This window comes from Thermostichus sp. MS-CIW-34, assembly GCF_054060435.1.
The window spans coordinates 40,864-67,043 of record NZ_JBSSDE010000016.1 but is presented as its reverse complement, the minus strand read 5'-3'; the positions used below and the strand labels follow the sequence as shown (position 1 = coordinate 67,043).

At 58.3% G+C, this 26,180-nt stretch carries 23 protein-coding genes and 1 pseudogene; 6 read left to right on the top strand and 18 right to left on the bottom strand.

Translation table 11 applies throughout. The features are described 5' to 3' along the window. Positions 1-262: 262 nt before the first annotated feature. The gene (murD, locus tag ACVWYY_RS07550) at positions 263-1,705 is read left to right on the top strand and encodes a UDP-N-acetylmuramoyl-L-alanine--D-glutamate ligase (RefSeq protein WP_457440080.1); all 1,443 of its coding nucleotides are present in this window, start codon (positions 263-265) and stop codon (positions 1,703-1,705) included. Continuing rightward, complete coding sequence (locus tag ACVWYY_RS07545) at positions 1,650-2,774, top strand: FtsW/RodA/SpoVE family cell cycle protein (protein ID WP_457403233.1); 1,125 nt, start codon at positions 1,650-1,652, stop codon at positions 2,772-2,774. The genes murD and ACVWYY_RS07545 overlap by 56 nt, the downstream gene beginning before the upstream one ends. 143 nt (positions 2,775-2,917) lie before the next feature. Here the strand turns inward: ACVWYY_RS07545 and ACVWYY_RS07540 are convergent, their stop codons facing one another. Further along, complete coding sequence (locus ACVWYY_RS07540) at positions 2,918-3,112, bottom strand: hypothetical protein (RefSeq protein WP_457403232.1); 195 nt, start codon at positions 3,110-3,112, stop codon at positions 2,918-2,920. A gap of 115 nt (positions 3,113-3,227) precedes the next feature. Then, entirely contained in the window at positions 3,228-3,839 is a 612-nt protein-coding gene (locus tag ACVWYY_RS07535) for a hypothetical protein (protein ID WP_414343849.1), read from the bottom strand. A gap of 331 nt (positions 3,840-4,170) precedes the next feature. Here ACVWYY_RS07535 and ACVWYY_RS07530 point away from each other — a divergent pair, with 331 nt between their 5' ends. Further along, complete coding sequence (locus ACVWYY_RS07530) at positions 4,171-4,350, top strand: hypothetical protein (RefSeq protein ID WP_011431964.1); 180 nt, start codon at positions 4,171-4,173, stop codon at positions 4,348-4,350. A 191-nt stretch (positions 4,351-4,541) separates the two neighbouring features. Here ACVWYY_RS07530 and ACVWYY_RS07525 read toward each other — a convergent pair whose 3' ends face one another. Next, on the bottom strand, positions 4,542-6,128 hold the full coding sequence (locus ACVWYY_RS07525) for an NAD(P)H-quinone oxidoreductase subunit 4 (protein ID WP_457403231.1): 1,587 nt from the start codon (positions 6,126-6,128) through the stop codon (positions 4,542-4,544). Positions 6,129-6,384: 256 nt separating this feature from the next. Continuing rightward, the gene (pdhA, locus tag ACVWYY_RS07520) at positions 6,385-7,386 is read right to left on the bottom strand and encodes a pyruvate dehydrogenase (acetyl-transferring) E1 component subunit alpha (RefSeq protein WP_414329458.1); all 1,002 of its coding nucleotides are present in this window, start codon (positions 7,384-7,386) and stop codon (positions 6,385-6,387) included. Between the two features lie 326 nt (positions 7,387-7,712). On the opposite strand from pdhA, the gene ACVWYY_RS07515 reads away from it, so the two are divergent. Then, on the top strand, positions 7,713-8,534 hold the full coding sequence (locus tag ACVWYY_RS07515; RefSeq protein ID WP_457403230.1) for a phosphatidate cytidylyltransferase: 822 nt from the start codon (positions 7,713-7,715) through the stop codon (positions 8,532-8,534). Here the strand turns inward: ACVWYY_RS07515 and ACVWYY_RS07510 are convergent. Continuing rightward, a complete protein-coding gene (locus ACVWYY_RS07510) occupies positions 8,524-9,033 on the bottom strand; it encodes a putative iron-sulfur cluster-binding metallochaperone (RefSeq protein WP_457440078.1) in 510 nt (169 codons plus the stop codon). The two genes, ACVWYY_RS07515 and ACVWYY_RS07510, sit on opposite strands and share 11 nt — an antisense overlap. Then, positions 9,030-9,455 carry a heavy metal-responsive transcriptional regulator gene (locus ACVWYY_RS07505; RefSeq protein WP_414401614.1) on the bottom strand — a complete coding sequence of 142 codons (426 nt, stop codon included), beginning with the start codon at positions 9,453-9,455 and terminating at the stop codon, positions 9,030-9,032. Before ACVWYY_RS07505 ends, ACVWYY_RS07510 begins: the two co-directional genes overlap by 4 nt. A 170-nt stretch (positions 9,456-9,625) precedes the next feature. Between ACVWYY_RS07505 and ACVWYY_RS07500 the strand changes: the two genes are divergently transcribed. Both ACVWYY_RS07500 and ACVWYY_RS07495 read left to right on the top strand, forming a co-directional pair. Continuing rightward, a complete protein-coding gene (locus ACVWYY_RS07500; protein ID WP_457440076.1) occupies positions 9,626-12,364 on the top strand; it encodes a valine--tRNA ligase in 2,739 nt (912 codons plus the stop codon). 224 nt (positions 12,365-12,588) lie between these two features. Further along, a complete protein-coding gene (locus tag ACVWYY_RS07495) occupies positions 12,589-12,912 on the top strand; it encodes an RNA recognition motif domain-containing protein (RefSeq protein ID WP_011431969.1) in 324 nt (107 codons plus the stop codon). 231 nt (positions 12,913-13,143) lie between these two features. On the opposite strand, the gene cobN is transcribed toward ACVWYY_RS07495, so the two are convergent. The 12 genes and pseudogenes from cobN to ACVWYY_RS07435 form a co-directional block, all read right to left on the bottom strand. Further along, complete coding sequence (gene cobN, locus ACVWYY_RS07490; RefSeq protein ID WP_457403227.1) at positions 13,144-15,357, bottom strand: cobaltochelatase subunit CobN; 2,214 nt, start codon at positions 15,355-15,357, stop codon at positions 13,144-13,146. Beyond that, the gene (locus tag ACVWYY_RS07485; RefSeq protein ID WP_414374432.1) at positions 15,345-15,611 is read right to left on the bottom strand and encodes a hypothetical protein; all 267 of its coding nucleotides are present in this window, start codon (positions 15,609-15,611) and stop codon (positions 15,345-15,347) included. Before ACVWYY_RS07485 ends, cobN begins: the two co-directional genes overlap by 13 nt. Before the next feature lie 420 nt (positions 15,612-16,031). Continuing rightward, positions 16,032-16,808: an RNA-guided endonuclease InsQ/TnpB family protein gene (locus ACVWYY_RS07480; RefSeq protein ID WP_457388284.1), complete on the bottom strand. Its 777-nt coding sequence runs from the start codon at positions 16,806-16,808 to the stop codon at positions 16,032-16,034. Between the two features lie 33 nt (positions 16,809-16,841). Continuing rightward, complete coding sequence (locus tag ACVWYY_RS07475) at positions 16,842-17,126, bottom strand: hypothetical protein (RefSeq protein WP_457440074.1); 285 nt, start codon at positions 17,124-17,126, stop codon at positions 16,842-16,844. 633 nt (positions 17,127-17,759) lie between these two features. Next, positions 17,760-18,536 carry a gamma-glutamyl-gamma-aminobutyrate hydrolase family protein gene (locus tag ACVWYY_RS07470; RefSeq protein ID WP_414389413.1) on the bottom strand — a complete coding sequence of 259 codons (777 nt, stop codon included), beginning with the start codon at positions 18,534-18,536 and terminating at the stop codon, positions 17,760-17,762. A 167-nt stretch (positions 18,537-18,703) separates the two neighbouring features. Then, positions 18,704-19,768, bottom strand: a complete 1,065-nt coding sequence (locus tag ACVWYY_RS07465) for an ABC transporter permease (protein ID WP_414375051.1) — start codon at positions 19,766-19,768, stop codon at positions 18,704-18,706. Between the two features lie 43 nt (positions 19,769-19,811). After that, on the bottom strand, positions 19,812-21,590 hold the full coding sequence (locus tag ACVWYY_RS07460) for an ArnT family glycosyltransferase (RefSeq protein WP_457440072.1): 1,779 nt from the start codon (positions 21,588-21,590) through the stop codon (positions 19,812-19,814). Positions 21,591-21,738: 148 nt separating this feature from the next. Next, positions 21,739-22,320 (bottom strand): hypothetical protein, encoded by a 582-nt coding sequence (locus tag ACVWYY_RS07455; protein WP_457403223.1) that lies wholly within the window; start codon positions 22,318-22,320, stop codon positions 21,739-21,741. 87 nt (positions 22,321-22,407) lie between these two features. Continuing rightward, complete coding sequence (locus ACVWYY_RS07450) at positions 22,408-23,436, bottom strand: DUF2254 family protein (protein ID WP_457440070.1); 1,029 nt, start codon at positions 23,434-23,436, stop codon at positions 22,408-22,410. 10 nt (positions 23,437-23,446) lie between these two features. Then, a pseudogene (locus ACVWYY_RS07445) lies at positions 23,447-23,630 on the bottom strand (hypothetical protein); the annotation flags it as partial. Between the two features lie 89 nt (positions 23,631-23,719). Next, the gene (gene ftsY / locus ACVWYY_RS07440; RefSeq protein WP_457403221.1) at positions 23,720-25,216 is read right to left on the bottom strand and encodes a signal recognition particle-docking protein FtsY; all 1,497 of its coding nucleotides are present in this window, start codon (positions 25,214-25,216) and stop codon (positions 23,720-23,722) included. A 103-nt stretch (positions 25,217-25,319) separates the two neighbouring features. Beyond that, positions 25,320-26,147, bottom strand: a complete 828-nt coding sequence (locus tag ACVWYY_RS07435) for an LmeA family phospholipid-binding protein (RefSeq protein ID WP_457403219.1) — start codon at positions 26,145-26,147, stop codon at positions 25,320-25,322. Between the last annotated feature and the right edge of the window lie 33 nt (positions 26,148-26,180).

Sequence of the window (26,180 nt, the reverse complement as noted above, 5' to 3'; positions counted from 1 at the left end):
AAACAGAAAGATCAACTGGTAGTAATCCGTACTGAACATATTATACATTATTTTCAGTATAGTTGAGCTTATTATTGACTAGAGTCATGCTCCAGCCTATTCCCAAGTTAGCCATCCAGGCGGCTAGGAAAACTCCATCCACTCCACCAACTGGTTACCCCCATAAGCAAGGGGAGTGTCGAACAAAAACATGCGGGTCAAGGACGTGACCGGTAAGATCCAAGCAGGGATCCCCAAATAAAGAAACGAAGTAGAAACCAACGTGCAACATCAAGTTTTGGGGTTAGGCATTGCGGGGCTGGCGGCAGCGCGACTGTTGCGGGCCCAGGGCTATGAAGTGCTGGTTTGGGATGAGCAAGATTCCCCTCTTCTCAGACAGCGGCAGGCTGAGCTCAATCAAGAAGGGATCCCGGTTCGGCTGGGGCAGCCTTTTCAACTGGCCGAAGGGGTGAAGCAGGTGGTGGTCAGTCCAGGCATTGCTTGGGATCACCCGCTGCTGCAGGCGGTGCGTCAACAGGGGATCCCGGTGGTGGGGGAGGCGGAGCTGGCCTGGATCTATCTTGACCACCTACCCTGGGTGGGGATCACCGGCACCAACGGCAAAAGCACCACCACAGCTCTGGTGGCGGAGATGTTCAAGGCGGCGGGGCTGCAAGGGATCCCCTGCGGCAACATTGGCCTGCCCCTGTCGCAAGTGGCTTTGGCAACGCTCCAGGGAAAGCTCAAGCCGGATTGGATCGTGGCGGAGCTGAGCAGCTATCAGTTGGAAGCCAGCAGCCGCCTCATGAGCAGTACTCCTGGAGGCCCGCCGCGCATTGGGGTGTGGACCACCTTCACTCCCGATCACCTAGAACGGCATGGGACGCTGGAGCGCTATGCCAGCTTTAAGGCTCGCCTTTTGGATCGGGCCCAGTGGCGGGTGCTCAACGGCGAGGATCCCTACCTGTGCTGCCGCCGGCAGGACTGGGAAAATACCTATTGGACTTCCCTTGTTGCTACCCAAGGCTGTTGTGACCGGGATCCCACCGCAACCCTTGACCTGCGGGAAAACCGCCTCTACATCCAGGGGGAGATGGTGGCGGAGCTGGAGGACTTTGCAGAACGCTGCCCTGGCCAACACAACCTGCAAAACCTGCTCTTGGCGGCAGCAGCAGCACGTCTAGCTGGGCTCCCCAACGCTGCCATTCAAAAAGCCATCCGATCTTTTGCCGGCATGCCCCATCGGCTGGAGCGGGTGGCGCAAATCCAGGTGGGAGCCACCCCCATCCGCTTTGTCAACGACAGCAAGGCCACCAACTACGAAGCCGGCTGGGTGGCACTCAACGCCCTCTCCCCACCCATTATTCTGATTGCCGGGGGAAGGGCCAAGCAGGGGGATCCCAGTGCCTGGCTGCAGTTGATTCGGGCCAAGGTGGCCCGCGTGGTGCTGATGGGGGAGTCTGCCCCAGTGCTGGCAGAGGCCCTCCAGGGGATCCACTATACTGACGTTGAGCTGGTGCCAACCCTAGATGTAGCGGTGGAAAGAGCCTTTGCAGCGGCTTGTTCCCTTTCCCGTCAAGCTCAGAGCTTGGGGAAGCCCGCTCAGCCCATCACCATTTTGCTGTCCCCCGCCTGTGCCAGTTTTGACCAGTACTCCAGCTTTGAACACCGTGGCAACCATTTCCGAGCCTGCTGCCAAGCCCTCCAGGGATCCCTGGAATGCTGAAGCTCGCTGGCTGCGCTGGCTCACCTTGATCTGGCTGGTGCTGGGGCTGATGATGCTGTTTTCCGCTTCCTACCCGGTGGCTCAGCGGATCACTGGCGATGGCCTCTACTTTTTCAAGCGGCAATTGCTCTGGGCCGGGCTGGGTCTGGGTTGCTTCTGGGTTCTGGTGCGGATCCCATTGCGGCGCTGGTTCCCCTGGGCCGGGATCCTCTGCTTGCTGGGAGTTGGCTTGGTGTGGGCCACCCAGGTGCCGGGGTTGGGGGTTTCCCGCCTGGAAGCCAGCCGCTGGCTGGATTTGAAGGTGATCCCTGTTATCCAGCCCTCGGAATTGCTCAAGCCCCTGTTGGTGTTGCAGGGATCCTGGATCTTTGGCCGCTGGTTTCACCATCCTCCCTGGTTCCGCATCCTCTGGGTGGTTATCTTCGCCTTTGCGCTCTTGGGGATCCTCGCCCAGCCCAACCTGGGCACCACGGCCATCTGCGGCCTCACCCTCTGGGTCATGGCTTGGACTGCCGGGATCCCAGCTTTCACCCTTTTGGCCACAGCGGGGCTGGGGATTCTGGCGGCTGTGGTGAGCATTCTCAGCAAAGATTACCAACGGCGGCGCATCTTGGCCTTTTTGGATCCCTGGAGTAACGCCCAAGGGGATGGCTACCAGCTGGTGCAAAGTCTGTTGGCCATTGGCTCTGGCGGCCTGTGGGGCAAGGGATATGGCCTCTCCCAGCAAAAGCTGTTCTACCTGCCCATCCAATACACCGACTTTATCTTCTCGGTGTATGCAGAAGAGTTTGGCTTGGCCGGATCCCTGTTCTTTCTGGGGTTGCTGACCTTCTACACTCTGCTGGGCTGGCGGGTGATGGGGCGCTGTCGGGAGTTGACCATTCGCTTAGTAGCCTGCGGCTGCCTGATGTTTTTGGTGGGTCAGTCACTGATGAACATCGGCGTGGTCACCGGGGTTCTGCCCACCACAGGTGTGCCCCTGCCTTTGTTCAGCCATGGGGGTAGCTCTATTCTGGCAGGGCTGATCACAGCAGGATTGTTGGTGCGGGCAGCCCGCGAAGCAGGGTAAAGTAAGGCTGCATGTTGCCAACCCAGCAAAGGGATCCTTTCACGCAAGCAGCAAACCCAGAGGGCCAGGGATCCCTATTGGTTGGCCTCTGCTTTAGAGCGGCTTCTTATGCAGCAAAACCAAAGCTGAAGTTGAAACCGAGCCTAGATCCAGCCCATTTCATCCAAAACGAGGGTAAACACCGTCGCACAACAAGCCACCAACAGTGACACATGAGCCGGTTGACCGTGGGCAATGCAAACGCCGGCTGCCACCGAAGCGCCCGTAGCAGCGGAAAAGGTGCGACCTGCCCAATTGCCTTTGGAGGGTTTGTCAGAAGGATTGAATTTGTTAAACATTTTTACAGCAGAAAGAGGATACAAAAGGAATAAACTTCATTAGGAAACGGCCTCAGATTATCACCCCCCGACTCGATTCCAGAGGGATCCAAGGCCATTCTCAATATTTCTTCGCTTAGGCTTCAATCTTTCGTAAAATTGCGCTGAGATGCTCATAATCACCCCGCAACAGACAGCTCAACTGCCGACCTGCCTGTAGAAGCCAGTTGCGATCCCGGTTCAGGATTCGGTAAGTTTGGCGAATCACGGCAGCCACCAGCTCATCGGTTGGGATCCCGTTGACCCGTAGCAGGGTGCGCAAAAACTCGAAAGAGCGGCAGAACTCCCTCACTTCCGTATCGGAGCAGAGATAAACCGGCTGGTGAATCTGGGGAGGGCGTGGCGGCAAGTACTGATAGACCCGTCCCCCGCTGACAAAGCCGACAATGGCCGCGCGAAAATCGGTGCGCAACATGGCAAAAATCTGGGGCTGTTGCTCCCGCAGCTCCTGAGGGGAGAGGCCCAAAGCCCTGGCGCGATGGACGGTGTCGATGGGGGCGATGGCGGCATAGCAAACCACGCCATAGATCAGGTTGCCGGTCTCTTCGTCTTGGGAGCGCGTCCAACTGCCGAGAGCAGGCATGGGCGGGAAGGTCAGGCGTTCCGGCTCGAAGCACTGGGCCACAAAGGTTGTGGTGTCGGCCTCCACCACTTCTCCAAAAGCAGAGGCAGGCTGGGGGGCTCTCATCGGGATCTCAGACTTCTCAAGGGTTGCTGCTGCAAAGGCCGACGGAGGGAGACAGAGGAGTCAGGAGAAAATGGAATTTTTCCAGGTTTTAAGACTTGTGAAGATAGGGGCATCCCCTTGCCCAACATTTTGCCCCTTTTGCAACGTTTTGTCCGATCCCCGGACGGCAAATCGGCAACTCAACGGCCTATGAGATCCTCATTGCTAAGAAAGTTAGCCGACTCTGGGGATCCCTGCGTAATATATTTTTTCACACGCTCCCGCGCAAATTCGCCATCCTAAATATTAGCCATTCTAAGTATTGAGCAGTTGGCGAGCGGAGGGAGAAACAATGAATGCTCAGCAACGCGGCCAAATCATCGCTTCTGAGTGGATGATCGACAGCCAAAACCCAGTACACTCCATTTCTCGGCTCAAGCGCCGGGCAACCTATTCCGATGTAACCCTCTGGTGGTTGGTGGTGCAGCTAAACCTGATGGAACAAAACTCTATCCACACCGATCACCGATAGGATGGACGGCACAAGAACAATCGGCTGCACGAAAATCCCAGCCCAGGAACATCCCGGATCCTAAATCCAATCTTAAAACTTAAAAAAAACAAAAGAAGAGCTGAAAGTTGAGTCGGGTTGCACCTCGAACACCAGCTCTTCTGGACAGAGTAAGGAATAGAGATAAAGAAGAACCGAGTCTCGACCCCCCTTTAATCCTCCAGAGGCAAAGCCGCCACCTGAGCCGATTGCACTGGCAAGGGGAAGAAAGGCCGCTGCACAATCTCAGTTGCCAACACACTGCGCAACTGGGCAGCTACCGCCACCGTCGTGACATCGTAGGTTTGGGTAGCCAGGCGCGGGTAGAAGCCAATGCCGAGAATCGGCAACAGCAGACAGAGGGCCACCGCCATTTCCCGCGGGCGCATATCCCCCAGGTAATCTTCCAAAACTAGGCCGGGATCCTGAGCCCCGTAGAACACCTGACGCAGCATGGAGAGCAAGTAAATGGGCGTCAAAATGATACCCACTGCCGCCAGCAGGGCAATTCCAGCTTTGAAGGTCGGCGCATAGGCATCGCTGGTGGTCAAGCCCAAGAACACCGTCAGCTCACCCACAAATCCGCTCATCCCCGGCAGCGCCAGAGAGGCCAGGGATCCCGCTGTAAACAGGGCAAAAGCCTTCGGCATCTGCTTGGCCAACCCTCCCAACTTGTCGAGGGCAAGGGTGTGGGTGCGCTCGTAGGTGATCCCCGTCAGGAAGAACAAAACTGCAGCGATCAGACCGTGGGAGATCATCTGCAGCACTGCCCCATTGATGCCCAGCTCCGTGAAGGCGGAGATCCCGATCAACACAAAGCCCATGTGGGCAATGGACGAATAGGCCAAGCGCCGCTTGAGATGGTTCTGACCAAAGGCCGCCAACGCCCCGTAAATGATGTTCACCACACCCAACACCGCCAGCACCGGGGCGAAGTACACGTGGGCTTCCGACAACATGCCCACATTCATGCGGATCAGGCCATAGCCCCCCATCTTGAGCAGAACCCCCGCCAAGATCATGGAAATGGGAGCAGAGGCTTCGCTGTGGGCATCCGGCAGCCAGGTGTGCAGCGGGAAAATCGGCAGCTTCACCCCAAAGGCGATCAGCAAAGCCGCATAGGCCAACAGCTCCAAGGCCACCGGGTAAGACTTAGCGCTCAGCTCTGCCATCTCCAGGCTAAAGCCCTCGCCATAGAAGGCCATTGCCAGGGATCCCACCAAGATAAAAATGGAGGCGGCGGCGGTGTAGAGGATGAACTTGGTGGCGGCGTACTGGCGCTTCGGCCCACCCCAGATGGAGATGAGCAGATAGACCGGCACCAGCTCGATCTCCCACATCAGGAAGAATAGAAGCATGTCCTGCGCCAGAAATACGCCCACCTGGGCGCCGTACATCAGCAGCAGCAGGAAGAAAAACAAACGCGGCTTGTGGGAGAGATTCCAAGCCGCCACAATCGACAGGGTCGTGATCAAACCCGACAGCAACACCAGCGGCAAGGACAGGCCGTCCACCGCCAGCGACCAGTGGAACCCAATTTGGGGCACCCAGGCGTAGCGCTCCGCCAGTTGCAGAGAAAAGTCCTGCAGGTCATAGTGCCGCGCAAAGACATAGGCCATCAGGCCCAAATCAAAAGCCCCCACAGCGAGGGCATACCAACGCACCCAACGGCTCTGGGGGATCAAGGGGATCCCGAAGGCTGCCAGCAGAGGCAAGAGCACCAGCACCGACAGCCAGGGAAACTCAAGAGAATTGCTCATGACCGGGAATAAATACTCATGCTCGATATCTCAATGATATGAAGCTGTGTAAACAAATGGGAAGCGATATTTACAAAAAAATCTGCGCCATCGCGCAGATCTCGAGAAAGTTTCTCTGATGCCGATCCTCGAGGAGCCTCGAGGGATCCAGCAGGACAGCACTCCGCCAGGTGGATGGGCCACCCGAGTTGGCCAGAGAACCTTGTGGGGATCCCCCGGCAAGCGACTCCCCCGCTACTGGGGAAGTGGCCAGGATCTACTCGTCTTCGGCAAAGACAAAACGGTGCAGCTCGTCCAGGGTTGGCTCTGGGCTTTCCAGAGCAAAAAGAACCGCGTCCTCAATCACGGCGCTGACCTCCGCGTGGATGGCTTGGAAGTCTGCCTCGGTCATTAGGTTGTGCTCCAGGGCATAGCGTTCCAGTTGCTTGATGGGATCCCGCTGCCGCCAGAACTCTTTTTCCTCAGGACTGCGCAGCTCGTCAGGGTCGGCCAGAGAATGGCCCCGGAAACGATAGGTGATGCACTCCAGCAAGGTGGGGCCTTCTCCGGCACGGGCGCGGGCGATGGCCTGTTGGGCGGCCTCTCGCACTGCTAGCACATCCATCCCATCCACCTGGTAGCCGGGCATGCCAAAAGCCGGGCCTTTGCGGTAAATATCGGTGTCGGAAGTGGCGCGTTCATGGGCCATGCCAATAGCCCAGAAGTTATTTTCCACCACATAGACGATGGGCAACTTCCAGAGGGCGGCCATGTTGAGGCACTCGTAAAACTGGCCGTTGTTGCAGGCTCCATCCCCAAAGAAGCAGGCGGTTACCTGGTCAGTGCCCCGGTATTTGGCAGAAAAAGCAGCCCCCGTCGCCACTGGGATCCCTTCGGCCACAAAGGCATAGCCCCCCAAGAAATTGTGCTCCGCCGAGAAGAGGTGCATGGAACCACCCCGACCCTTGCTGCAGCCGGTGGCCTTGCCGAACAACTCTGCCATGACCGCCCGCGGCGGGATCCCGGTGCTGAGGGCATGCACATGATCGCGGTAGGTGCTGCACACGTAGTCGGTGGGCTTGAGCGCCTTGATCACCCCCGTAGAGACGGCCTCCTGGCCGTTGTACAGATGCACAAAGCCGAACATCTTGCCCTTGTAGTACATTTCGGCGCACTTGTCTTCAAACAGGCGGCCCAGCACCATGTCTTCATAGAGAAGACGAGCCTCTTCGGCAGAAATGCGAGCAGTCGTGGAGCGCGAAGTGAGTTCTTGAACCATGCTGCGGTGCAACGAATCAGAGGTATCTTAGGCGGTCAGCAGTGAGCTTTGCGGTTTGCCCATTATCTCATGCTCCAGTCTGTCTGCCACCTTACCTGGAAATCCCATCCTGCAGGGCCGAAAGCGGTTGTTTCGAGGCCAAGGGAGTTAAACTGAAAGGCTAGGGCAAGAGGCGTTTCCATTGCAGCAGCCGCATCAGGACTCCGTCCCGCAAACGCGAATCTTGAACACCAGAGGGGGGGTTTCTTCTGCTCTCGGCTTGGACGTCGATCTGCTGGAGCCGGGGGCAAGAGGTATTTGGCCAGCCAACGTGACGGGGTGCGCCCATGGGAGCCCGTTGGGTTAGCGGTTTTGCGGCGGTGTTGTTTGCGTTGGCGGTCACCCTGCTAGGGGGCTGGTATTTTACTGCAGCCATTGGGCTGATCATTTTTTTGGCCCAGTTGGAGTTTTTTCGCTTGGTGCAAGCCAAAGGCAATGCGCCGGCCATGCGCACCACCATGTTTTCCAGCCAGGTGCTGGTGATTTTGCAGCAGGTGAGGCCGGAGTGGACCAGCCCTGCCTTTATCGTGGCGGGATCGATCATCTGTTTTTATTTGCTCTTTAAGCCCAAGGTGGCCACCATTGCCGATATTGCCACCTCGATTTTGGGGTTGTTCTACTGTGCGTTGCTGCCCAGCTTCTGGATTCGGGTCAGGGCCTTGTCTTTTGCGCAAGGGCTGGGCGAAGGGCTATGGATTACGCTGCTGGCCATTGGCTGCGTGATCGCCGCAGATGTAGGGGCCTACCTGTGTGGTCGGGCCTTTGGGCGCACCAAGCTCTCCATCCTCAGCCCGAAAAAGACGGTGGAAGGGGCGGTAGCCGGGATTGCCGCCAGCATGACCCTGGCCGTGGCCGGAGCCCACGCTCTGAGCTGGCCCTGGAGCTGGCTGAGCGGCAGCGTGCTGGGGTTTTTGATTGGGTTAACTAGCCTGCTGGGGGATCTCACCGAGTCCCTCATGAAACGAGATGCGGGAGTAAAAGACTCCGGGGATCTCATTCCCGGCCACGGCGGCATTTTGGATCGGGGCGATAGCTACGTCTTTACCGGGCCGCTGGTGTTTTACTTTATGGAATGTCTGGAATGGCTCAACGCCTATTTCAGCCAATAATCGGGTTTTGTTCCTCAGCCTTCCTTTGCCGCATCTCCAAGATGACTTGTCTGACGTTTTCCAGACAGCAAAATCCCTGCGGGTTGTTCACCTGACAGCCACAGCCCCTGGCTTTGATGTGGTCGGCAATCCCCTCGAGGATAGCCTGGGGCGTTTTGGATCCCTGGAGCTCTTGCCAAATGCGCCGGCGCGTCCATCCAAAACAGTAGCAGACAGGCACGTCCTCGCCACTTTCTTTCTCGCCACTTTCTTTTTGAAAGACGGGAACCTTGAGGTCGTCAACCCCAAAGCTTTGACCTTCCTCAGAAAAATAGACGACGGGGCAAAGGGGATCCCGACAAAACGCATAGCTGGCGTTAGCATTAAGTTGCTCCAAAGCCTGACAAGACAGAAGGCTCTTCAGCGTAATCAGTTGAATCGGGATCCCTTGCTCCCCGCTCTTTGGACACAAGGGCTGCCAAGCTTTAGCAGAAAATGGGAAAAAGGGTTCTCTTGTCATGGGTTATTAAGCTGTTGCTGTTGAAAGATAGCGCAAGAGGAACTTTTCTCCTGCTCAGAAAATTTTTGTTGACACTTTTCAATGAGTGTCGATAACTCCCCTCTGAGTTCCTGTAGATGGGCGATTGACTTGTCGATTTGTCTTAGTTTTTCAGTTAGCTTTACGTACACCTGCCAACAGGGCAGGGCTTGCCCGTTCTCCTGAAGCAGGAGCAATTCTTTGATCTCGGCCAGGGTAAGTCCCAAAGCCTTAGCGCGGGCAATGAAAGCTAGCCGCTCCAGCTCAGCTTCTCCGTAGAGGCGGTAGCCCCCCTCTGTCCTACGGGGCTTGGGGATGAGCCCCAGGCGCTCGTAGAAGTAGAGGGTTTGGGGGCTGATGCCCAACTTCTCGGCTACCTGACCCACCCGCAGCAGCTCAGACATGCCGGGTTCTCTACCCTCTCTCCAGAAGCTCTCTTAGCCTAAACCCTGTAGCTAACTACAAGGTCAAGAGAGATCCCCAGCAAAGCCCACCCCCCCAAAAGAAAACCCGACGGCTGGGAGTAAGCTTGCTAACCTAGTTAGGGTAGTCCTTTGAGCAACCCAGCCCCCGCATGACTGCTGCACCTTCCCTCGCCAACCTGCCCAGCCAGTACAACCCCTTCGAGACCGAGCCGAAGTGGCAGCGCTTTTGGGAGGAGAAGGGCTTTTACGTGGCGGATCCCAAGGCGCCGGGAGAGGCCTTTAGCATGGTGCTGCCCCCGCCCAATGTGACGGGCAACCTGCACATGGGCCATGCTTTTGCCTTTACCCTGCCGGATGTGGTGACGCGCTACAAGCGCATGCGCGGCTACAACGTGCTCTGGCTGCCCGGCACAGACCATGCCAGCATCGCCGTGCACACCATCCTGGAAAACCAACTGCGCCAAGAGGGCAAGACCCGCTTCGATCTGGGCCGAGAGGCTTTTCTGGAGCGAGCTTGGGCTTGGAAGGAGCAGTCGCAGGGAGCTATCAAGAGCCAATTGCGGCGGCTGGGTCTCTCGCTGGACTGGACGCGGGATCGCTTTACCCTCGACGAGGGGCTGAGCCGGGCGGTAACCGAGGCGTTTGTGCGGCTATACGAGGCGGGGTTGATTTACCGGGGCGAGTATTTGGTGAACTGGTGCCCGGCCACCCAGTCGGCGGTGTCAGACATTGAGCTAGACGACAAAGAGGTCAAGGGCCACCTGTGGCATTTTCGCTATCCCTTGGCCGAGGATCCCAGCCAGTATCTGGTGGTGGCCACCACTCGGCCCGAGACCATGCTGGGGGATACGGCGGTGGCGGTGAACCCCCAAGACGAGCGCTATTGCCATCTCATCGGCCAGTTCATTCGCCTGCCCATTAAAAATCGCCTCATCCCCATCATTGCGGATGAGTATGTGGATCCCTCCTTTGGCTCCGGGTGTGTGAAAATTACCCCGGCCCACGACCCCAACGACTTTGAAATCGGCAAACGGCACCAATTGCCCTTCATCAACATCCTCAATAAAGACGGCACCCTCAACGAAAACGGGGATCCTTTCACCGGCCTAGATCGCTTTGTGGCCCGAGAAAAGGTGGTGCAGTGGTTTGCCGAACATGGCCTGCTGGAGAAGGTGGAGGACTACACCCACACCGTTCCCCACAGCGACCGCGGCGGCGTGCCCATCGAGCCTTTGCTTTCCATTCAGTGGTTTTGCGATGTCTCGGGGATGGGGGCTCGCTGTTTGGAAGAGGAATACCAACGAAATAGCCCCCGCTTTATCCCTGAGCGCTGGACCAAAGTCTACACGGGCTGGCTGGAAAAGCTGCGCCCCTGGTGCATTTCTCGGCAGTTGTGGTGGGGCCATCAGATCCCAGCTTGGTATCCAGTCCTCAATGGCCAGCTTCTCGAGGATCCCCAAGCTTTTGTGGTGGCCCGCAACGGCGAGGAAGCGCTGCTCAAGGCACGGGAAAAGTTTGGCCCAGAAGTTGAGCGGGTGGAACAGGATCCCGATGTGCTGGATACCTGGTTTAGCTCTGCTCTGTGGCCCTTTTCAACCCTGGGCTGGCCAGAAGAAACCGAGGACTTCAAACGCTACTATCCCAACTCCCTGATGTCCACGGGCTTTGACATCATTTTCTTCTGGGTGGCCCGCATGGCCATGATGGGATCCCAATTTACCGGCCAGATCCCCTTCAAAGATGTGTACATCAATGGCCTGGTGCGGGATGAGCACGGGGCGAAAATGTCCAAAACCAAGGGAAATGGCATCGATCCCCTGGAGCTGCTGGACAAATACGGCACCGACGCCCTGCGCTATGCCCTGGTCAAAGAGGTGGTGGGGGCAGGGCAGGATATCCGCCTGGCCTATGACCGCAAGACCGGTGAGAGCGCCAGCGTAGAAGCTGCCCGCAACTTTGCCAACAAGATCTGGAACGCCTCCCGCTTTGTGCTGATGAACTTGCAGGGACAAACCCCTGCCCAACTGGGATCCCCTGTTCCTGAAGCGCTGGAGCTGGCCGATCGCTGGATCCTGTCGCGGCTGCACTCCACAGCCACCCAAGTCATCGCCGAGCTGGAAGCCTATGGCCTGGGCGAGGGGGCGCGCCTGCTCTACTCTCTCATTTGGGATGACTTTTGCGACTGGTACATCGAGCTGGTCAAGCCCCGGCTGCGGGGAGAAGACCTGGCTTCCAAACGCGCAGCGCAGCAGGTGCTGGCCACCGTTTTGGAAACCATTCTCAAACTGCTGCACCCCTGGATGCCCCACATCACCGAGGAGATCTGGCAGCTTCTCACCCAGGTCAATCAAACCACTTCCATCTCTGTGCAGCCCTATCCCACCCCGGATCCCAGTTGGATTGACCCTCAACTGGAGCGGGAGTTTGGCTTGGTGATCCAAACCATTACCAGCCTGCGCAACCTGCGGGCAGAAACCGGCCTCAAGCCCCATCAGACCATCAGGGCCCTTTTGCTCACTACCGATCCCGCCGAGCAGCGGATCCTGACGGCTGCCCAAGCTTATATCTGGGATCTGGTTAAGGCCGAGGCTTTGGAGATTACGGGATCCCTGGCCACGGAGCCCAAACAGGTGGCGGCTGCAGTGGTGGGCACGGTGCAGGTGCTGATGCCCTTGGCAGGACTGGTGGATGTGGAAGCGCTGCGGGCCAAGCTGCAAAAAGACCTGGCCAAGCTGGAAAAAGAGGCCCAAGGGATCCGCGCTCGCCTAGAGAACCCCAATTTTCTCAACCGGGCCAACCCTGAAGTGGTGCAAGCCAGTCAGGAGCAACTGGCGGAGCTGGAAGCCCAGATGAGGTTACTGGGATCCAGGCTGGAGAAGCTGGGCTGAGATGGCATCAGCGCAGGCAGAGCGGCGGGGTGATGAAGGCAATCTTCCCAGGATTTGGAAAAATCGGGGTGGCGAGCCCCTACTTCTGTGTTAGGATAGGGGACGAGATCGTTGTCGGTTGTAGTGCTCGTTTCTTCTAGTCTTGACGGATTTTCACGTTTTGTATTGGCAGACGGCTCTCCGAACATCTCACCCTTTGTTACTCTCTCTTTCGGAGATCGTCTATGTCGATTTATGTTGGCAACCTTTCCTTTAAGGTGACAGAAGCGGATTTGACCGCTGTTTTTGCTGAGTACGGTTCTGTGAAGCGGGTGCAGATCCCCACTGACCGTGAGACAGGCCGCATTCGGGGCTTCGGGTTTGTGGAAATGAGCTCTGAAGCAGAGGAGCAGGCTGCCATTGCTGCGCTGGATGGGGCGGAATGGATGGGGCGCGACCTCAAGGTGAACAAAGCTCGCCCGCGAGAAGAACGCCCCACCTCAGGTTTCCGCTCTGGTAACGCGAACAGTGGCGGCGAGCGGCGGCGGAGTTTTCAATCTCGCTATTGAAACGCCTGCTGAGGCTTCCCGGTGCTGGGCAAGGGATTCTCAGTTGAGCTTGTTTTGAAGCGCAGCACCAGGATCCAGCCGTCTCTCTAGGTTGCTTCAATTTTTGTTCAAGTGGTAGCTCAGGAGGAGTTGAGAGGGGATCCCAATCAACTCCTTTTGAATCTCTCACCGCCGACCTCTCTCTCAGAGGGAGAGGGGAGCTAGGGCAAACCGTATTTGAAACTGGAATAGCTACTGGGCTGGCGGTTTGTCTGGCCAGGGATCCGTTAGATCGGCGGTCAAGGGATCCCAGTCCCATCCCCAATCGCGGGCAATGGCCTGAGTAATCCCCAGTTGCCCGTGGCCAGGGTAGCGGGCCAGGGCTACCACCAGATCAACAAGCTGCTCACCGGCAGGGATTCGACCAAAGATGTGCAGCCCATCGCGAATCTGGGATTCTTTTAGCTCGCAAAGATAGCCATCCAGGCGATTCCAATCTTCTTCTTTTTCCAAGTTGAACTGCTGGTCTAGATGCTCGGCTCGAACCAGCTCCTGAATCTGGGCGCGAATCAGCGGGCAGCGGCCTGGATCCATCTGTTGGGCCTGCACGTACTCATCCATCAACCGTTCCAAGTCCGCCAGGGGGCCGTACAGCTCGGCGCGGGTAAGGGGCGGGGTGAGGTGGTCGATAATCACTGCCTGGGCTCGCCGCTTGGCCTGGGATCCCTCTCCTGGGTCGTTGACGATGAAGGGGTAGAAGTGGGGCATTGGCCCCAGAGCAACCTCCGGGTAGCAGGTGGCGGAAAGGGCGGATCCCTTGCCAGGCAGCCATTCCAAGTTGCCGTGCTTGCCCACATGCACCACCGCTTGAACGGCGAAGACCTGCCGCAGCCACAGGTAAAAAGCCAGGTACTCATGGGGGGGCACCAGATCCGGGGCATGGTAGTTCAAGGACGGATCCCGGTCATAGCCTCGCGGGGGCTGAATGCCTACAAACACCTGCCCTAACTGCAGTCCCACCACGGGAATATCTCGAGAGGGCGGATCCCCCCACTGCCGGACGAGGTCGGTCTGGATGGGCTCAGGCAAGCGGGCAAACCACTCTCGATAAAGGGCAGCAGAAAGGCATTGCCGAGCCGGGCGCAGGGATCCCAAGGGGTCGTAGGTCTGGCCTTCGGTTAGCCAATGGATGAGTTCATCTCCAGTCTGGGGCAGGGGATCTACTGAGTAGCCAGCTCCCGCCAAAGCTTTGAGAATTTCCACACAACTGGCAGGGGTATCCAGACCCACCCCATTGGCCAGTCGCCCGTCCCGACTGGGGTAGTTGGCCAGGATCAAAGCCAGTCGCCGCTGGGAAGGGGGGGTACGCCGCAATTTCACCCAGTTGGCCGCCAAATCGGCTACAAACTCCACCCGATCCGGCACAGCCACGTAGGCCACCACCTCCGTTTGCAAGTGGGGATCCCGCTGTTGAACCGCTTTGAAGGAAATGGCGCGGCTGATGATGCGCCCATCCACCTCCGGCAAAGCCACATTCATGGCCAGATCCCGCGCCCCCAATCCCCGCGTGGAGTTCTCCCAGCTCTGGCGGGATCCGCTGCTAAGGATTACCTGCAAAACGGGCACATCCAATTCCTGCCACAGGCTTACATCGGGCTGGTGGCTGTCCAACCGCGCCAGCGAAAAACTGGTGGTGTTGAGCAACAGGTCAATCTGGCCGCCAAAGTGATCCCGAATGGCCTGGGGCAAGTCGGGATCTTGAAGGCTGTAGGTGTAAAGGCACAGAGGCTGCAGCCCCCGCTCCACCAAGGCTTTTGCCAATTGATCCACCGGCTCTGTATTCCCCGCCAGAACATGGGCCCGGTAGAGTAAAATCCCCACCTTGGGAGCTTGGGGATCCGCCAGCGGAGCTATGGGGGGTTGATAGATCCCTAGACGAGGCAGCACTTGAGGATCCGGCGCCGAATATTGGCCCCCTAGGAACTCCCCAGCCAGCAACAGCAGACAGGCAGCCACATTCTCCGCTCCCCCCTCCAGCCAGTACCGCCACACCCGATCCGCCACCGCCAGGGGCACAGTGGAATGGCTCACCAAATCCCAGTCGGGGCGATCGTCCCCAGGAATGACGATCAGGGTGGATCCCTCCTCGGCGGCCACCTGCTTGGCTACCTCCAGGCCATAGCTCCAGTAGGCCCTTCCCCCCAACAGGCGAAGGAGCACCACCTGCGCCCGCCGCAGCACCCTCTCGGCATAGTCATCCAGGCTTAGGGGCTGTTGCAACTGCAACAAATTGGCCGCCCGCACCGCCGGAAAATCGCCGGGCAACAGGCGCAGGGCTGCGCTCAAGGCCGTGAGATCCGTATCGGCTGCCGAAAGGATAACGATGGGAGCGGGATCCTGCTCCAAGAAAATGACGCCGGATTGGGAAGGATCCCATCCCCCTGGCAAAGCAGCTATTCGGTGCATGGCCGCTCTCCCAAGGGAAGGAAGCTCAGGCTTAGCGACTGTACTTGAAGCACAGAAGCACCCCAGCTCCCAGCGCTCAACTGGTCAGGAAGGGCTCCCGTAGTGGTTCCCGCTACCCAAGCATTGCCCTGTCCAAAGTGCTCCGCACCGCTGGCGCGAAAGTGCTCCGCACCGCTGGCGCGAAAGTGCTCCGCACCGCTGGCGCGAAAGTGCTCCGCACCGCTGGCGCGATCGACAGCAATAGAGTCAGCCACCTCATTCGCAGGAGTTCCGAACTGGCGAGCCCACTCGATTGAATGCGAACCGTAGGCTCTCAGAAGAATTGAACTGGCAAAAAAAGTTAAAGCACTTGCGAAAACTACCCTGCCCACCCTTTTTTTCATATCCTTCAAGTCCCCCCTTGCCGACTAGGGCAGCACCGCCTAGAGCCTAGCATGGGGCAGCTTTCTGCTGGCTACTGGGGTGTTGAGCTGCCGCAGAGGGATCCCGCCCTGGCAAAGCCTCAGCCTAACGAGCGTATTTGAGTACAAAGACATCTTTCATGCCCGCAAGGACTCCGTCCCGCTGACGCGATCGGGGTTGGTCAGGAAAGGCTCCCCAAGTTACCCCCGCCACCCAAAGATTTCCCCTTCTATCCGAAGCAAGAGAACCGATCCATTGACATTCTCTCCCGCCTAAAGGCGAGGGATTCTTTCCCGGTTTGTGAAACGACTTTCACTTGCCGGGCTACATTGGGCGTGAGGCCAATACCTCAACCCAATGGGGGATGCCATCACCCCAACTACTGGGACATCGAACTGCCCCAGATACTTCCGTCTCAAATTCACTGCACCCACACCGTCGCGGTGAAACCTAAAGCCACAGGCTCGGCAATGATACTCCCTACCACTGGGCTTGTGGAGCATGTTGCAGCGCGGGCACTTCTGCGAGGTGTACCGCTCCTCTTGCAACACCACCCGCATCCCCAACTGCTCTGCCTTGTAGGTGAGCATCCGCCGCACCTGTCCCGACAGCATTTGGTGGATTTTCTGGTTGGCTACCTTGTTGTACTGGGCCGACCGCCGGATATCCCGGATGTCCCCAATCACAACCGTCTGCACGCCTCTTGCTTGGAGCGTGGAGACCAACCTGGTCGTCTGCTTGTGGAGAATGTCCGCCATCTGCTTTGCCAGCCTAGCTAACTGACGCTGCTTAGAACGAACTAACCGCTTCCACCGCCGTGAGTCTCTCTTCTTGCGAGCCATTAGCCTGGAGAGCTTGCCCTTCAGCTTGTTCTGGTAACGCCTTTGGGAACGCAGCAACCGCCCGTTGGCTATGAAAGTTTCCTTCCCATCGTGGGCAACGGCCAGATGCACTTCTCCCAAATCCACCCCTGCCACTTCCCCGGCCTTTGGTGTTTCCTCTTCTTTCCTCTCCGCCTGCCGTTTGCTGGGGTCGTAGCAGGCCCGCAGCTCGTACTGCTTGCCGTCCCAGCCGATTTCTACTTAGACTGGAGTCTCCCACGCCCAAGAAATGACCACAGGCGGGTTGGTCTTGCCGTTGGAAAGAACTAACTTCCCACCCCGAACCCTAATGGCAGAGGACTTCCAGATGACCTTGAAGTAGCGCCGCCGTCTTTTGGGGGGCTTGGCGGTGGGGTCGCTGTTGCGGCGGCTGCGCCAGGATTTCAGGGCAGCACAGAAGCTCTGCACTGCGGCGTCAGCACTGTGGGCATGGAGCTCATTTTCTGGGCTGTTGGGGAACCAGCGCATTAAGCTTGCGGGTTTCAACCACAAACCTTTTTTACGGACTACCCGCCAAAAGGAAACGAGGGTTTGGGAATACAGCTGGCCTGCTGCCAAAGCCAACTGGTGCAACTGTGGGGAAGTTCCTAACTTGAGCCTGCGGACGCGATACACTTACTTTCACCGGTGCCCCAACTAAGACAGACTATAGCGCTCTGCGCCGCCGCAGGCGTCCGCGAAAGCGTCACGTAGCGATGAAGTAAAAGCCGCCCTTAAGGGCAGGGCTTGCAACCCAGTTTTCTTGGTCAGGGGTTCTAAACTGGTGGCTCCAGAGTTCATTGCCGATGGCATCGTAAAGGCGCACAAAGGCATCGCTAGGCAACTGACCCGGTCTGCTCGGGAAGAGTTCCACTCGCCGCAGGCACCCAAAAGAGCTGAGCTGGCAAAAGCCAGCCCTAGAGAGACAACCCTCTCCAGCGGTCGCTCCCTGTTCATATGCCCACGGCATCCTGACGGGAAAGGACTCCGTCCCGCTACCGCGTTCGCGTTAGCGTCGCGTAGCGACAACGGCGCTTCTTGACAAGGGGGCACCGCCTAGAAGTTAGCACGGGATAACTGACGGGATAACTGTTGGATGATTCTCCAACGGCAGGACTGTCCTCTGGCCGGGAACCTTCCTCAGGCGACTTGGGGTACGGGCTCAGGGTTGGGCAGCAGGCCAGCTAGGCGCGGGGAAAAACGCAGTGCTGCCTGCACAAAGGCTTGAAACAGACGGAAGTGCTCGGCTTCTTCAAAGGTGAACTCGGGGTGCCACTGCACGGCAACAGCCCAGGGGTGGGTTTCGTGTTCAATGGCCTCGATCAGCTCATCTCGAGAACGGGCAGCCAAACGCCAACCTGAGGGCACATCGCGGATGGCCTGATGGTGCCAAGAGACCACAGAGATTTCTTCTGCGCCGACGATTTGGTGTAGCCGTGTGGAGCGGATCAGGCTGACATTGTGGCGAATGGGCTTGCGATCAGCGGGGTTGAAGTGATCCAGCTCGTCGTACACATCAGGCACATGGGGGATCAGCTTGCCGCCACTGACCACATTTAACAATTGCATCCCCCGGCAAATGCCTAAAACAGGGATCCCCTGGGCCAGCACGGCCTGAGCCAAGGCCACCTCAAATCGATCCCGCTCCGCGTTCACATAGCGCACCTGGGGATGTTGCGGATCCTCTCCATAGGTGCTGGGGCAGAGGTCGCCGCCACCGGTCAACACCAGGCCATCCACCCAAGACAGCAAAACCTGGGGTTCGCTTTCGCCTGGGGGAAAAAGAACAGGGATCCCTCCGGCAGCACGAATGGCATCCACATAACGGCCTGGCGCTACAAAGTCTCCCTCGTCATTGCGGTTGCGGGTGGTAACGCCGATGAGCGGTCGATTTGAAAAAGGGGATGTCCGATTCATCCTTCTACGATAACCTTATTTCCCGATGTTGATGGTGCTATGCCTACGGCAGAGGAACCGCACCACTGTCCTGAGCAGAAAAATCCAAAGTTTTCCCCCGCGATAGGAGTTAAATCTCGTTGTTGCGCAACGCTAACGCAAAGGGATCCCAGAAATCGCCGAAGCCATTAACCTTTCCCAAGGAAATAGCGGCGGCTGATCCCTTGGGCCAGCAAGACGAACAACACCAGGGATCCCTGAATCACACCGGCCAAAGAAGACTCCAATTGCAAAGAGAGAGGCAGTTGCAAGCTGCCGATGTTAAGACTGCTGAAGAAAAAGGCAATCGGCAAAATCAGCAGGGGGTTAAAGCCTGACAGCATCACCACCAACAAGGCCAGAAAGCCCAAATTGCTGGAGATATTGGGGATGAGGCGATGGAACAGAGCCAACACCTGCAAGGCGCCCGCCAGCCCTGCTAAGCCCCCACAGCAGGCAAATGCCATGAGCAACCTGCGGGTAGCCGGGATCCCCAACCGGAAAGCAGCTACAGGGTTTTTCCCCACCGCCCGCAACTGCAGGCCGAAGCGAGTGTTGCCCACCACCAGCACCGTCAGGGCCAAAGCCAACAGGGCCAGCAGCAACGCCACCGGACTGGCCTCTGACCGCCCCCAGGTGGGCAACCACAGACGGGGATCCAACACTTCCGTCCCGCTCATGGAAGCCACCCCCGGCCTTTTCCAAGGGCCGAAGATCAGGTAGAGCACCCAACCTTGGGCAACAAAATTCAGCCCCAGCCCAGCGAAGATCTCGTTGACCCGCCCCCACACATTCAGGATCCCAGCCAACAGGCCCCAGCCCGCCCCCCCCAGGATCCCGGCCAAAAGCGCCAAGGTAATGGCCAGTGGCGGCGGCAACCATCCCGCTTCCAGACGCACCAGAAACGTGGCCGCAATTGCCCCGACCACCATTTGCCCTTCGATGCCCAAGTTGTAGAGACCGGCAACAAACGTAAACACCAGCCCACAGCAGCAGAGGACAAGGGGAGCCAGCGTTGCCAAAACCCGGCCAAACTGAGCTTCAGTGCCGAAGGCCCCCTGCCACATGCTGGCCGCCACCTGGAGAGGTGAAGCCCCCGCCAGCAGGATCACCCCCGCCACAAATAGCAGCGCTGCCAGCCAAGCCAATCCCTGGATTACCCAGGTACGCTCTAGAGACACCCACGACCGGCCCGATTCCGCTATTCCCGCCATGCTTTAACACTTCCTAGGATTCTTAAACTTAAGATTTTTAAACTCAAAGAGGCTCCCCGCTGCCCTGCTCCAAGAGGGGATCCAAACGGCGCACCAGTTGCCAGCCCTCCACCTCCGCCAGAGGTTGTAACCCCAAATCCCGGATCTCCACCTGTTCTGCCTGCACCGGAGAAACCCAAAGGTAGTCTCCATATTCCCCTCGTTGCAGAGCCTGATCATCCACCCATCTCCCCGGATTAGGGGTATAAAAAGCGATGGCCTGGGCCTGACAGACATCCGGCAAGCCGCTGCGGCCAATATCCACCACCGTCTCCCCAGCCTCTGTCGAGGACTCCGTCCGAATAGCGCGAACGGACGGGGGCAGCATTTGGTTCCAATCCATTTGGGCAAAAGCAGGGCTGAAATTGCCAAAATCAGGCCGCAAGACGATGGTGATCATGGCGAGGATCCCGGCCAACAAGAGGGTTCCCACCCACAGACTGCCGGCACAGCGCAACACCCGCCGCCAACTCCAGATCCCTGGCAGCAAGAGGTACAAAACACCCATCACCACCAGCGGCCAAGCATGAGGCTGTAGGAGCTCCAGACCGTCTACGCCCAGCCGGACGGCCACCCCCAAACCCAACAGCAACAGCCCCACCGCTGCCAGTCCCCAAGAGAGCACCTGGGCCAGACGGGGCTTTAAGTGCAAGGACTCCGTCCCGCTAACGCGATCCGCACCGCTGACGCGACCCCGCATAGCCAACGCTTGATCCAAGGCTACCCCGGCCAAGAGAGCCAGCCAAGGGTAAAGCTGCACGGTGTAGTAGGGGGTTTTGGTGGGATAAAGCTGCAACAACAACAGCAGCAGCAGGGGGAAAGACCAGATCAGCAGCGTGGATCCCGGCTGCTGGCGCACCAGGAGAAAGCCACCCACCAAAGCCAAAACCGTCCACGGGAAGCCATGAACGGGAATGTGCCAAAGGTAGTACCAGCCGGTGGCATCCGCATGGAAGGGCTCTTGCCCCAGATCCCACACCTTCCCCACCAGGGTGGTCAGCACCTGTGGGCCATACACCTGCATGGCTGGACCTAGCCAGAGGCCAAAAATCCCCAAGCCCAGCCCAAGCGCCAGCCAAAATGGGGCGGATCCCATCCAGCGGCGCCGTTGCTGCACGAGATAGGGGATCAAAGCCGCCCCCGGCAGCAGGATCATGGCACTTTTCATCAGCAGGCCCAGCCCGAAGGCCACTCCGGTTAGCCAAAACCAAACCCTGTGGCCGCGGATACCGTTGACCAGCCCCAGGATCCCCAGCAGCTCCAGAAAGGTCAAGGGCACATCCTGCCCCACCAGCCGCCCCTGCTGCACCCAGAGGTAGCACAGGGGCAAAACCGCCATCCCCAAAAAGGCCGCCCGCATCGGCAAAAAAAACCACCCAATCCAACCCACCAGGGGAATGGAGAGCAAAGCAGCGAGGATCCCTGGCAGCCGCGCTGCCCACTCGTTTACCCCGTACAGGGCAAAACTGAGGGCCACGCTCCAGGTGAGCAGAGGGGGTTTCTCGAAAAAAGGCTCCCCCAAAAAAGTGGGCCCCAGCCAATGCCCTCCCCGCAGCAGCTCGCGGGCCATTTGGGCATAAAAGCTCTCGTCGCAGCCAGCCAAACTGGGATCCGCCCCCGAAAGCACAAACAGGGGCACCGCCAGGCCCATGACTAGTAGGCTTAGGCCCCAAAAGGGCACTAGGTGTGGGTCGCGGCGAAACTGAACGAAGGAGCTGGATCCCGGCAGGGATCTGCGGCTAGGAGAACTGCCCAGACGGTTGGGGTTGCCGAAAGGACGCATGGGACTCCGTCCCGCTAACGCGATGGGACAAGTCAGCAAGGGGCGGCTCTAACCAGACTAGACAAGGACTCCGTCCCGCTTACGCGATCGGCAGAATTTTTTAGGGAAGCTCCAGAGATCCAGAGGAGCTCTAAGGACTCCGTCCCGCTTACGCGAACAGCCTGGCCCAGTCCTCCCGGCCACGACTGAGGAAAAAGGACTCCGTCCCGCTGACGCGATAGGCTGCCAAGCGGACTTGGGTTTTGCGGATCCCACGCAGGGTGGTTTCCTGTTGCTCGCTTAAGGACTCCGTCCCGCTGACGCGAACGGGGTCTTGATCCAGGCGTAACAAGGCTTGCACAATGGCTTCCGTTGTTTCAGAGCCCAGAGCACAGCTCGACTGGGCCAACATTCCCAGATCAAAGCCAAAGGTTTCAGAAAGGACTCCGTCCCGCTTACGCGATAGGAAAAAGAGGCCAGCTTTGTAGGCAATCAGGCTGTAATAGCGAAAGTAGCCAACAATCTGCAAGACCAGAGCCGACTGGCGGTGTTGTAGGGCTGCCTCGGCCAACAAGCGGTACTGCTTGAGCAGGTTGTAGCCGCTGCGGATGTCTCGCGCGTTGATGACGGCCCGCAGATAGGTATTGAAAAACTTGATCACCCACCCCGCTACCGTGAGTTGTTGGGCTTCCAGGGCGCGGATCCCCAGCTCCCGGCTGTGAATGGCCACCAGGGTGCTCGCCTGGCGCATGCCGTTTAGCCCTAAGGACTCCGTCCCGCTTACGCGATCGGCAAATAAGGCTTGATACTGCCGCAGGATCTAAGGACTCCGTCCCGCTTACGCGATCAGCTCCAGCCAGGATCCTTCTGCCTCGATCCGGCCCAGCAGGCCCCTATCCACCGAAGCAAAGTCCGGATCCCGCCGCAGAGCCGGGGTAAAGAGAAACCAGGCAGGGGGCAGTTGTGCTTTGTGAGCGGCATAGAAGACCCATAGAGACTTCAGGCTATCCAAGGCTTCCAAGAGAATGCTTCCCTCCTGTTGGCGGAGAGCGCTGGTGGCGATGCTTTTGATTTCATCCAGAGCCGAGAGGCAGCGCTGATGAGCTGGCGAGCATTCGCCCATTGGAGAGTGCTGCTCTGTTGCTATGCCTACGGCACCCTGTATTCCTGCGCATCGCTGTTGCTGCACAACGTTGTCGTGACGAGGCCGCAGTTGCAGTGAACAACGGGAGAAATAGCCCCTCTTGGATCCGGAGTCCGATCCTGATCTCCTGGAAGCAAGGGATCCCAGGATGGCCTGCCGCACTTGCTGCTCAATGCGATGGATAATCGAAGCCGGCTGCAAAAAGTGAGACACGAAGCGAAAGTAGGGGATCAGCATCAAAAACGAAGCTGTGCCCAGCAGCAGATTCAGCCCGACGAGCAACCCTGGAGGGTGTTGCTCCGCAACGCCAACACGAACGTAAAGGCTCAGGGCTGCCGAACTCCACAAACTGACCACATTGGCCAGAATCAGGAAAAAGAAGAGGTAGAAATTGACTTTCTCGCGCAAAAACAGCTCCGTGACCTTTGGCGTGAAGCGATCCGCGCTCAACTGCACCACAATGGCCACCACCGAGAGGGTAAAGCCCAGCACCCCCGACAACACCTGAGCCAAGGTGGTTACAAATTCCTGCAAAGCTTCTGTATCCTGCGCGGATCCCGCCCGAACCAGGTTCAACCCGCTCTGGATCCAGCGATGCCCGCTCCAGGCCCAAAGCAAACCTGCCCCCACCACTGCAGCACTCCAGGGCAGAAAGCGGGGGCGACGCCCAACAAAGCCTGGATCTGTGTGTCTGATACATTTACGCTGAACACTGCTGAACATCACTGTTCAACTATGCAGCGATAGCATTCTGTTTGTTTCCAACCAGAATGGCGGTATCCCGCAAAGCTTTGAGTAGAATACCCAAAGCGCAGTTTCCGTGTCGTCTTACTACCAATTTTCTGCTTTGCTTTGGCTACCATGTTGGCAGACTCGAAAGTAAACAGAAAGATCAACTGGTAGTAATCCGTACTGAACATATTATACATTATTTTCAGTATAGTTGAGCTTATTATTGACTAGAGTCATGCTCCTTCACAATGGCCCTTCTCAGAGAGGGGGTGCCTCAATACTCGCTTAGAAGAGCTTCCACAAACTCGTAGCTGGAAAAAGGCCGCAGATCTTCTAGCCCCTCTCCGGCGCCGATAAAGCGGATGGGCAGGTTCATCTGCTGCGTAATGGCCAGGGCAATCCCCCCCTTGGCGGTGCTATCCAGCTTAGTCAGGATCACACCGCTCAACTTGGCAGCCTCGGCAAACACCTCGGCTTGGCGCAACCCGTTTTGCCCTTGGGTGGCATCCAGCACCAGAAGGCTTTCTACTTTGGCTTCGGGAGCTTTTTTGTCAACGATGCGGCGGATCTTGGCTAGCTCGTCCATCAGGTTTTTCTTGTTTTGCAGACGGCCTGCCGTGTCCACCAACAGCAGCTCTGTGCCCCTGGCCTTGGCGGCTGTGATGGCGTCAAAAACCACCGCTGCCGGATCGGCATTGGGAGAGGGATTGGCGATTACCTCTACCCCTGCTCGCTCTGCCCAAACCTTGAGCTGCTCCACAGCAGCAGCCCGGAAAGTATCAGCAGCAGCAATCAGACAGCGGTATCCAGACTCGCGGGCAACATGGGCAATTTTGCCAATGGTGGTGGTCTTGCCCGCCCCATTCACCCCGACAATCAACCAAATGTTGAGCGTGTCCCGTTGCGGCGCAAAGGTGGGATCCCCCACCGTCAACATCTGCCGCATCTGCTGCTTGAGGTATTTGACGGCCTCCTCTGGGGGCACCACCTCCTCTCGCATGCGCTTTTGTAGGGCTTGGATGATCCGCTCGGTGGCGTCGATCCCCACATCGGCCTGCAGCAACAGGGCCTCAATTTCTTCCACAGCCTTCTGATCCAGAGGGCCGCGGCCTACCAGGGCTTTCAACTGGTTGATCAGGTTAAGGCGGGTTTTGCCCAAGCCTCGCCGCAGCTTTTGCAGCCAGGAGATTTCCTCAACGGAAATCTCTTCCGGTTTGCGCCCTTGAGCCGCCAAGATCTCGGCTGACCAGCGGAAGCCCTCATCGAAGACCAGCTCTTCCGGCCCCGTCTCTGGAGAAGGAGCAACTGCTGCAGTCGCCGCCTGGGGTTTGGGCTCGTCCACAGCGCTGGCTTGCAGGGCTTGGAGACGCTCAGCAGCACGGGGAGCCAGATCGAAAAATGAGGGAGCTGCCGCCGGCTGCACAGGGGGCGATTCTGGAGATGCTGGTTCTTGTGTTGGAGTGGAGGACTGAACGGGTTCACGGGGTTCTGCTTGGGCAAGTGGGCCGGAGTCCTCAGTCGAGGCCGGTGGCTGTGGCTGGACGGATTCTGCAGGGATCCCTTCCGCTGGCGCAGGTGGGACAGAGTCCTGGGTTGCCGGTGGGGCTTGGGCAGCAGCACGGGCCTTCAGGTTGGCATAGGCGGCTTTGGCAAAAGCCAAATAGTCTTCCGGGGAGATCTCCGCCGGTTCCGGGGCCGGTGGCGAAGGCTCTGCTTCACCAGAAGAGTCGGTAGAGTCGGTATAGCGGCGGCGAAACCAATCGAAGGCCATAATCCCATCTCCAGCCTGGCTGATCTTTATCCAGTTTGACAGAGCAGCTCTCCTGCTAGAGCGCAGCCCTGGGGAGCTCATCCCTGCTCAATGGGGATCCCCGTTAGCGGGACGAGGTCCTTTCCAACCCTTCCACCCGCACAAACCCAATCACCTGCAACTGGTCAGGCTCTATCTCTAGGCTGAGCACCCGCATCAGGATCCCAATCTCTTCCAGCTCTTGCAGGTCAAGCACCTCATTGAGCCCGCCCAAAAACGCTGCTGAGATCTCATCGGGAACCCGCACAGAACCGATCACAAACTCCGGATTCTCCAGCTTTAGGCTGCGCCCTTCTTCCACGCGGATCCCGGTGTTAAACACCACCTCCACCGCTCGCGTTAGCGGGACGGAGTCCTTTTGCTCAGTACCGCCGTCTTTCTCCACCAAGAGGGCAGAGAGCTGAATGCGGCTGGGATCCGAAAACTCGACTCGAGGCTGACGCAGATCAAAACGGCGAGCTTCCCTTCCAGCTCCCCCAAAGGGCAGATCGGCCCGGATATCCTGAAACTGGCGGAGCACCTCTGGCTTGTTGAGGGCGGCATTCAAGTCCTCTTCCCGCACCAACACCCGTACCGCCGCTTGCAGAGGTCGCGTCAGGCGCAAGGGAGCCCCCTGGAAAAAAGAGGGGTCAATTGCCACCGGATCGGTTTCCAGCTCCAGAAGCTCGATGCGGGGAAAGGGCGCTCGATAGAGCCCGCGACCGGCGATCAGCAGGCGATCCGCTTGGCCATTCAGCAGTCGGTAATTGGGCTGGCTTTGAATACGCACCTCCAAAACCTCTGCCCGATCCAACTGATCCAGCAAAAGCTGCCGCGCCGTCTGATCCGCCAGATAGCCCGCTCCTCCTCCCAAGCTCGCCAACAGCCCCAAGAGAACCGCCAGGATCTCCATGCTCACTGCCCTGCTGTGCCCTAACCTAGGTTA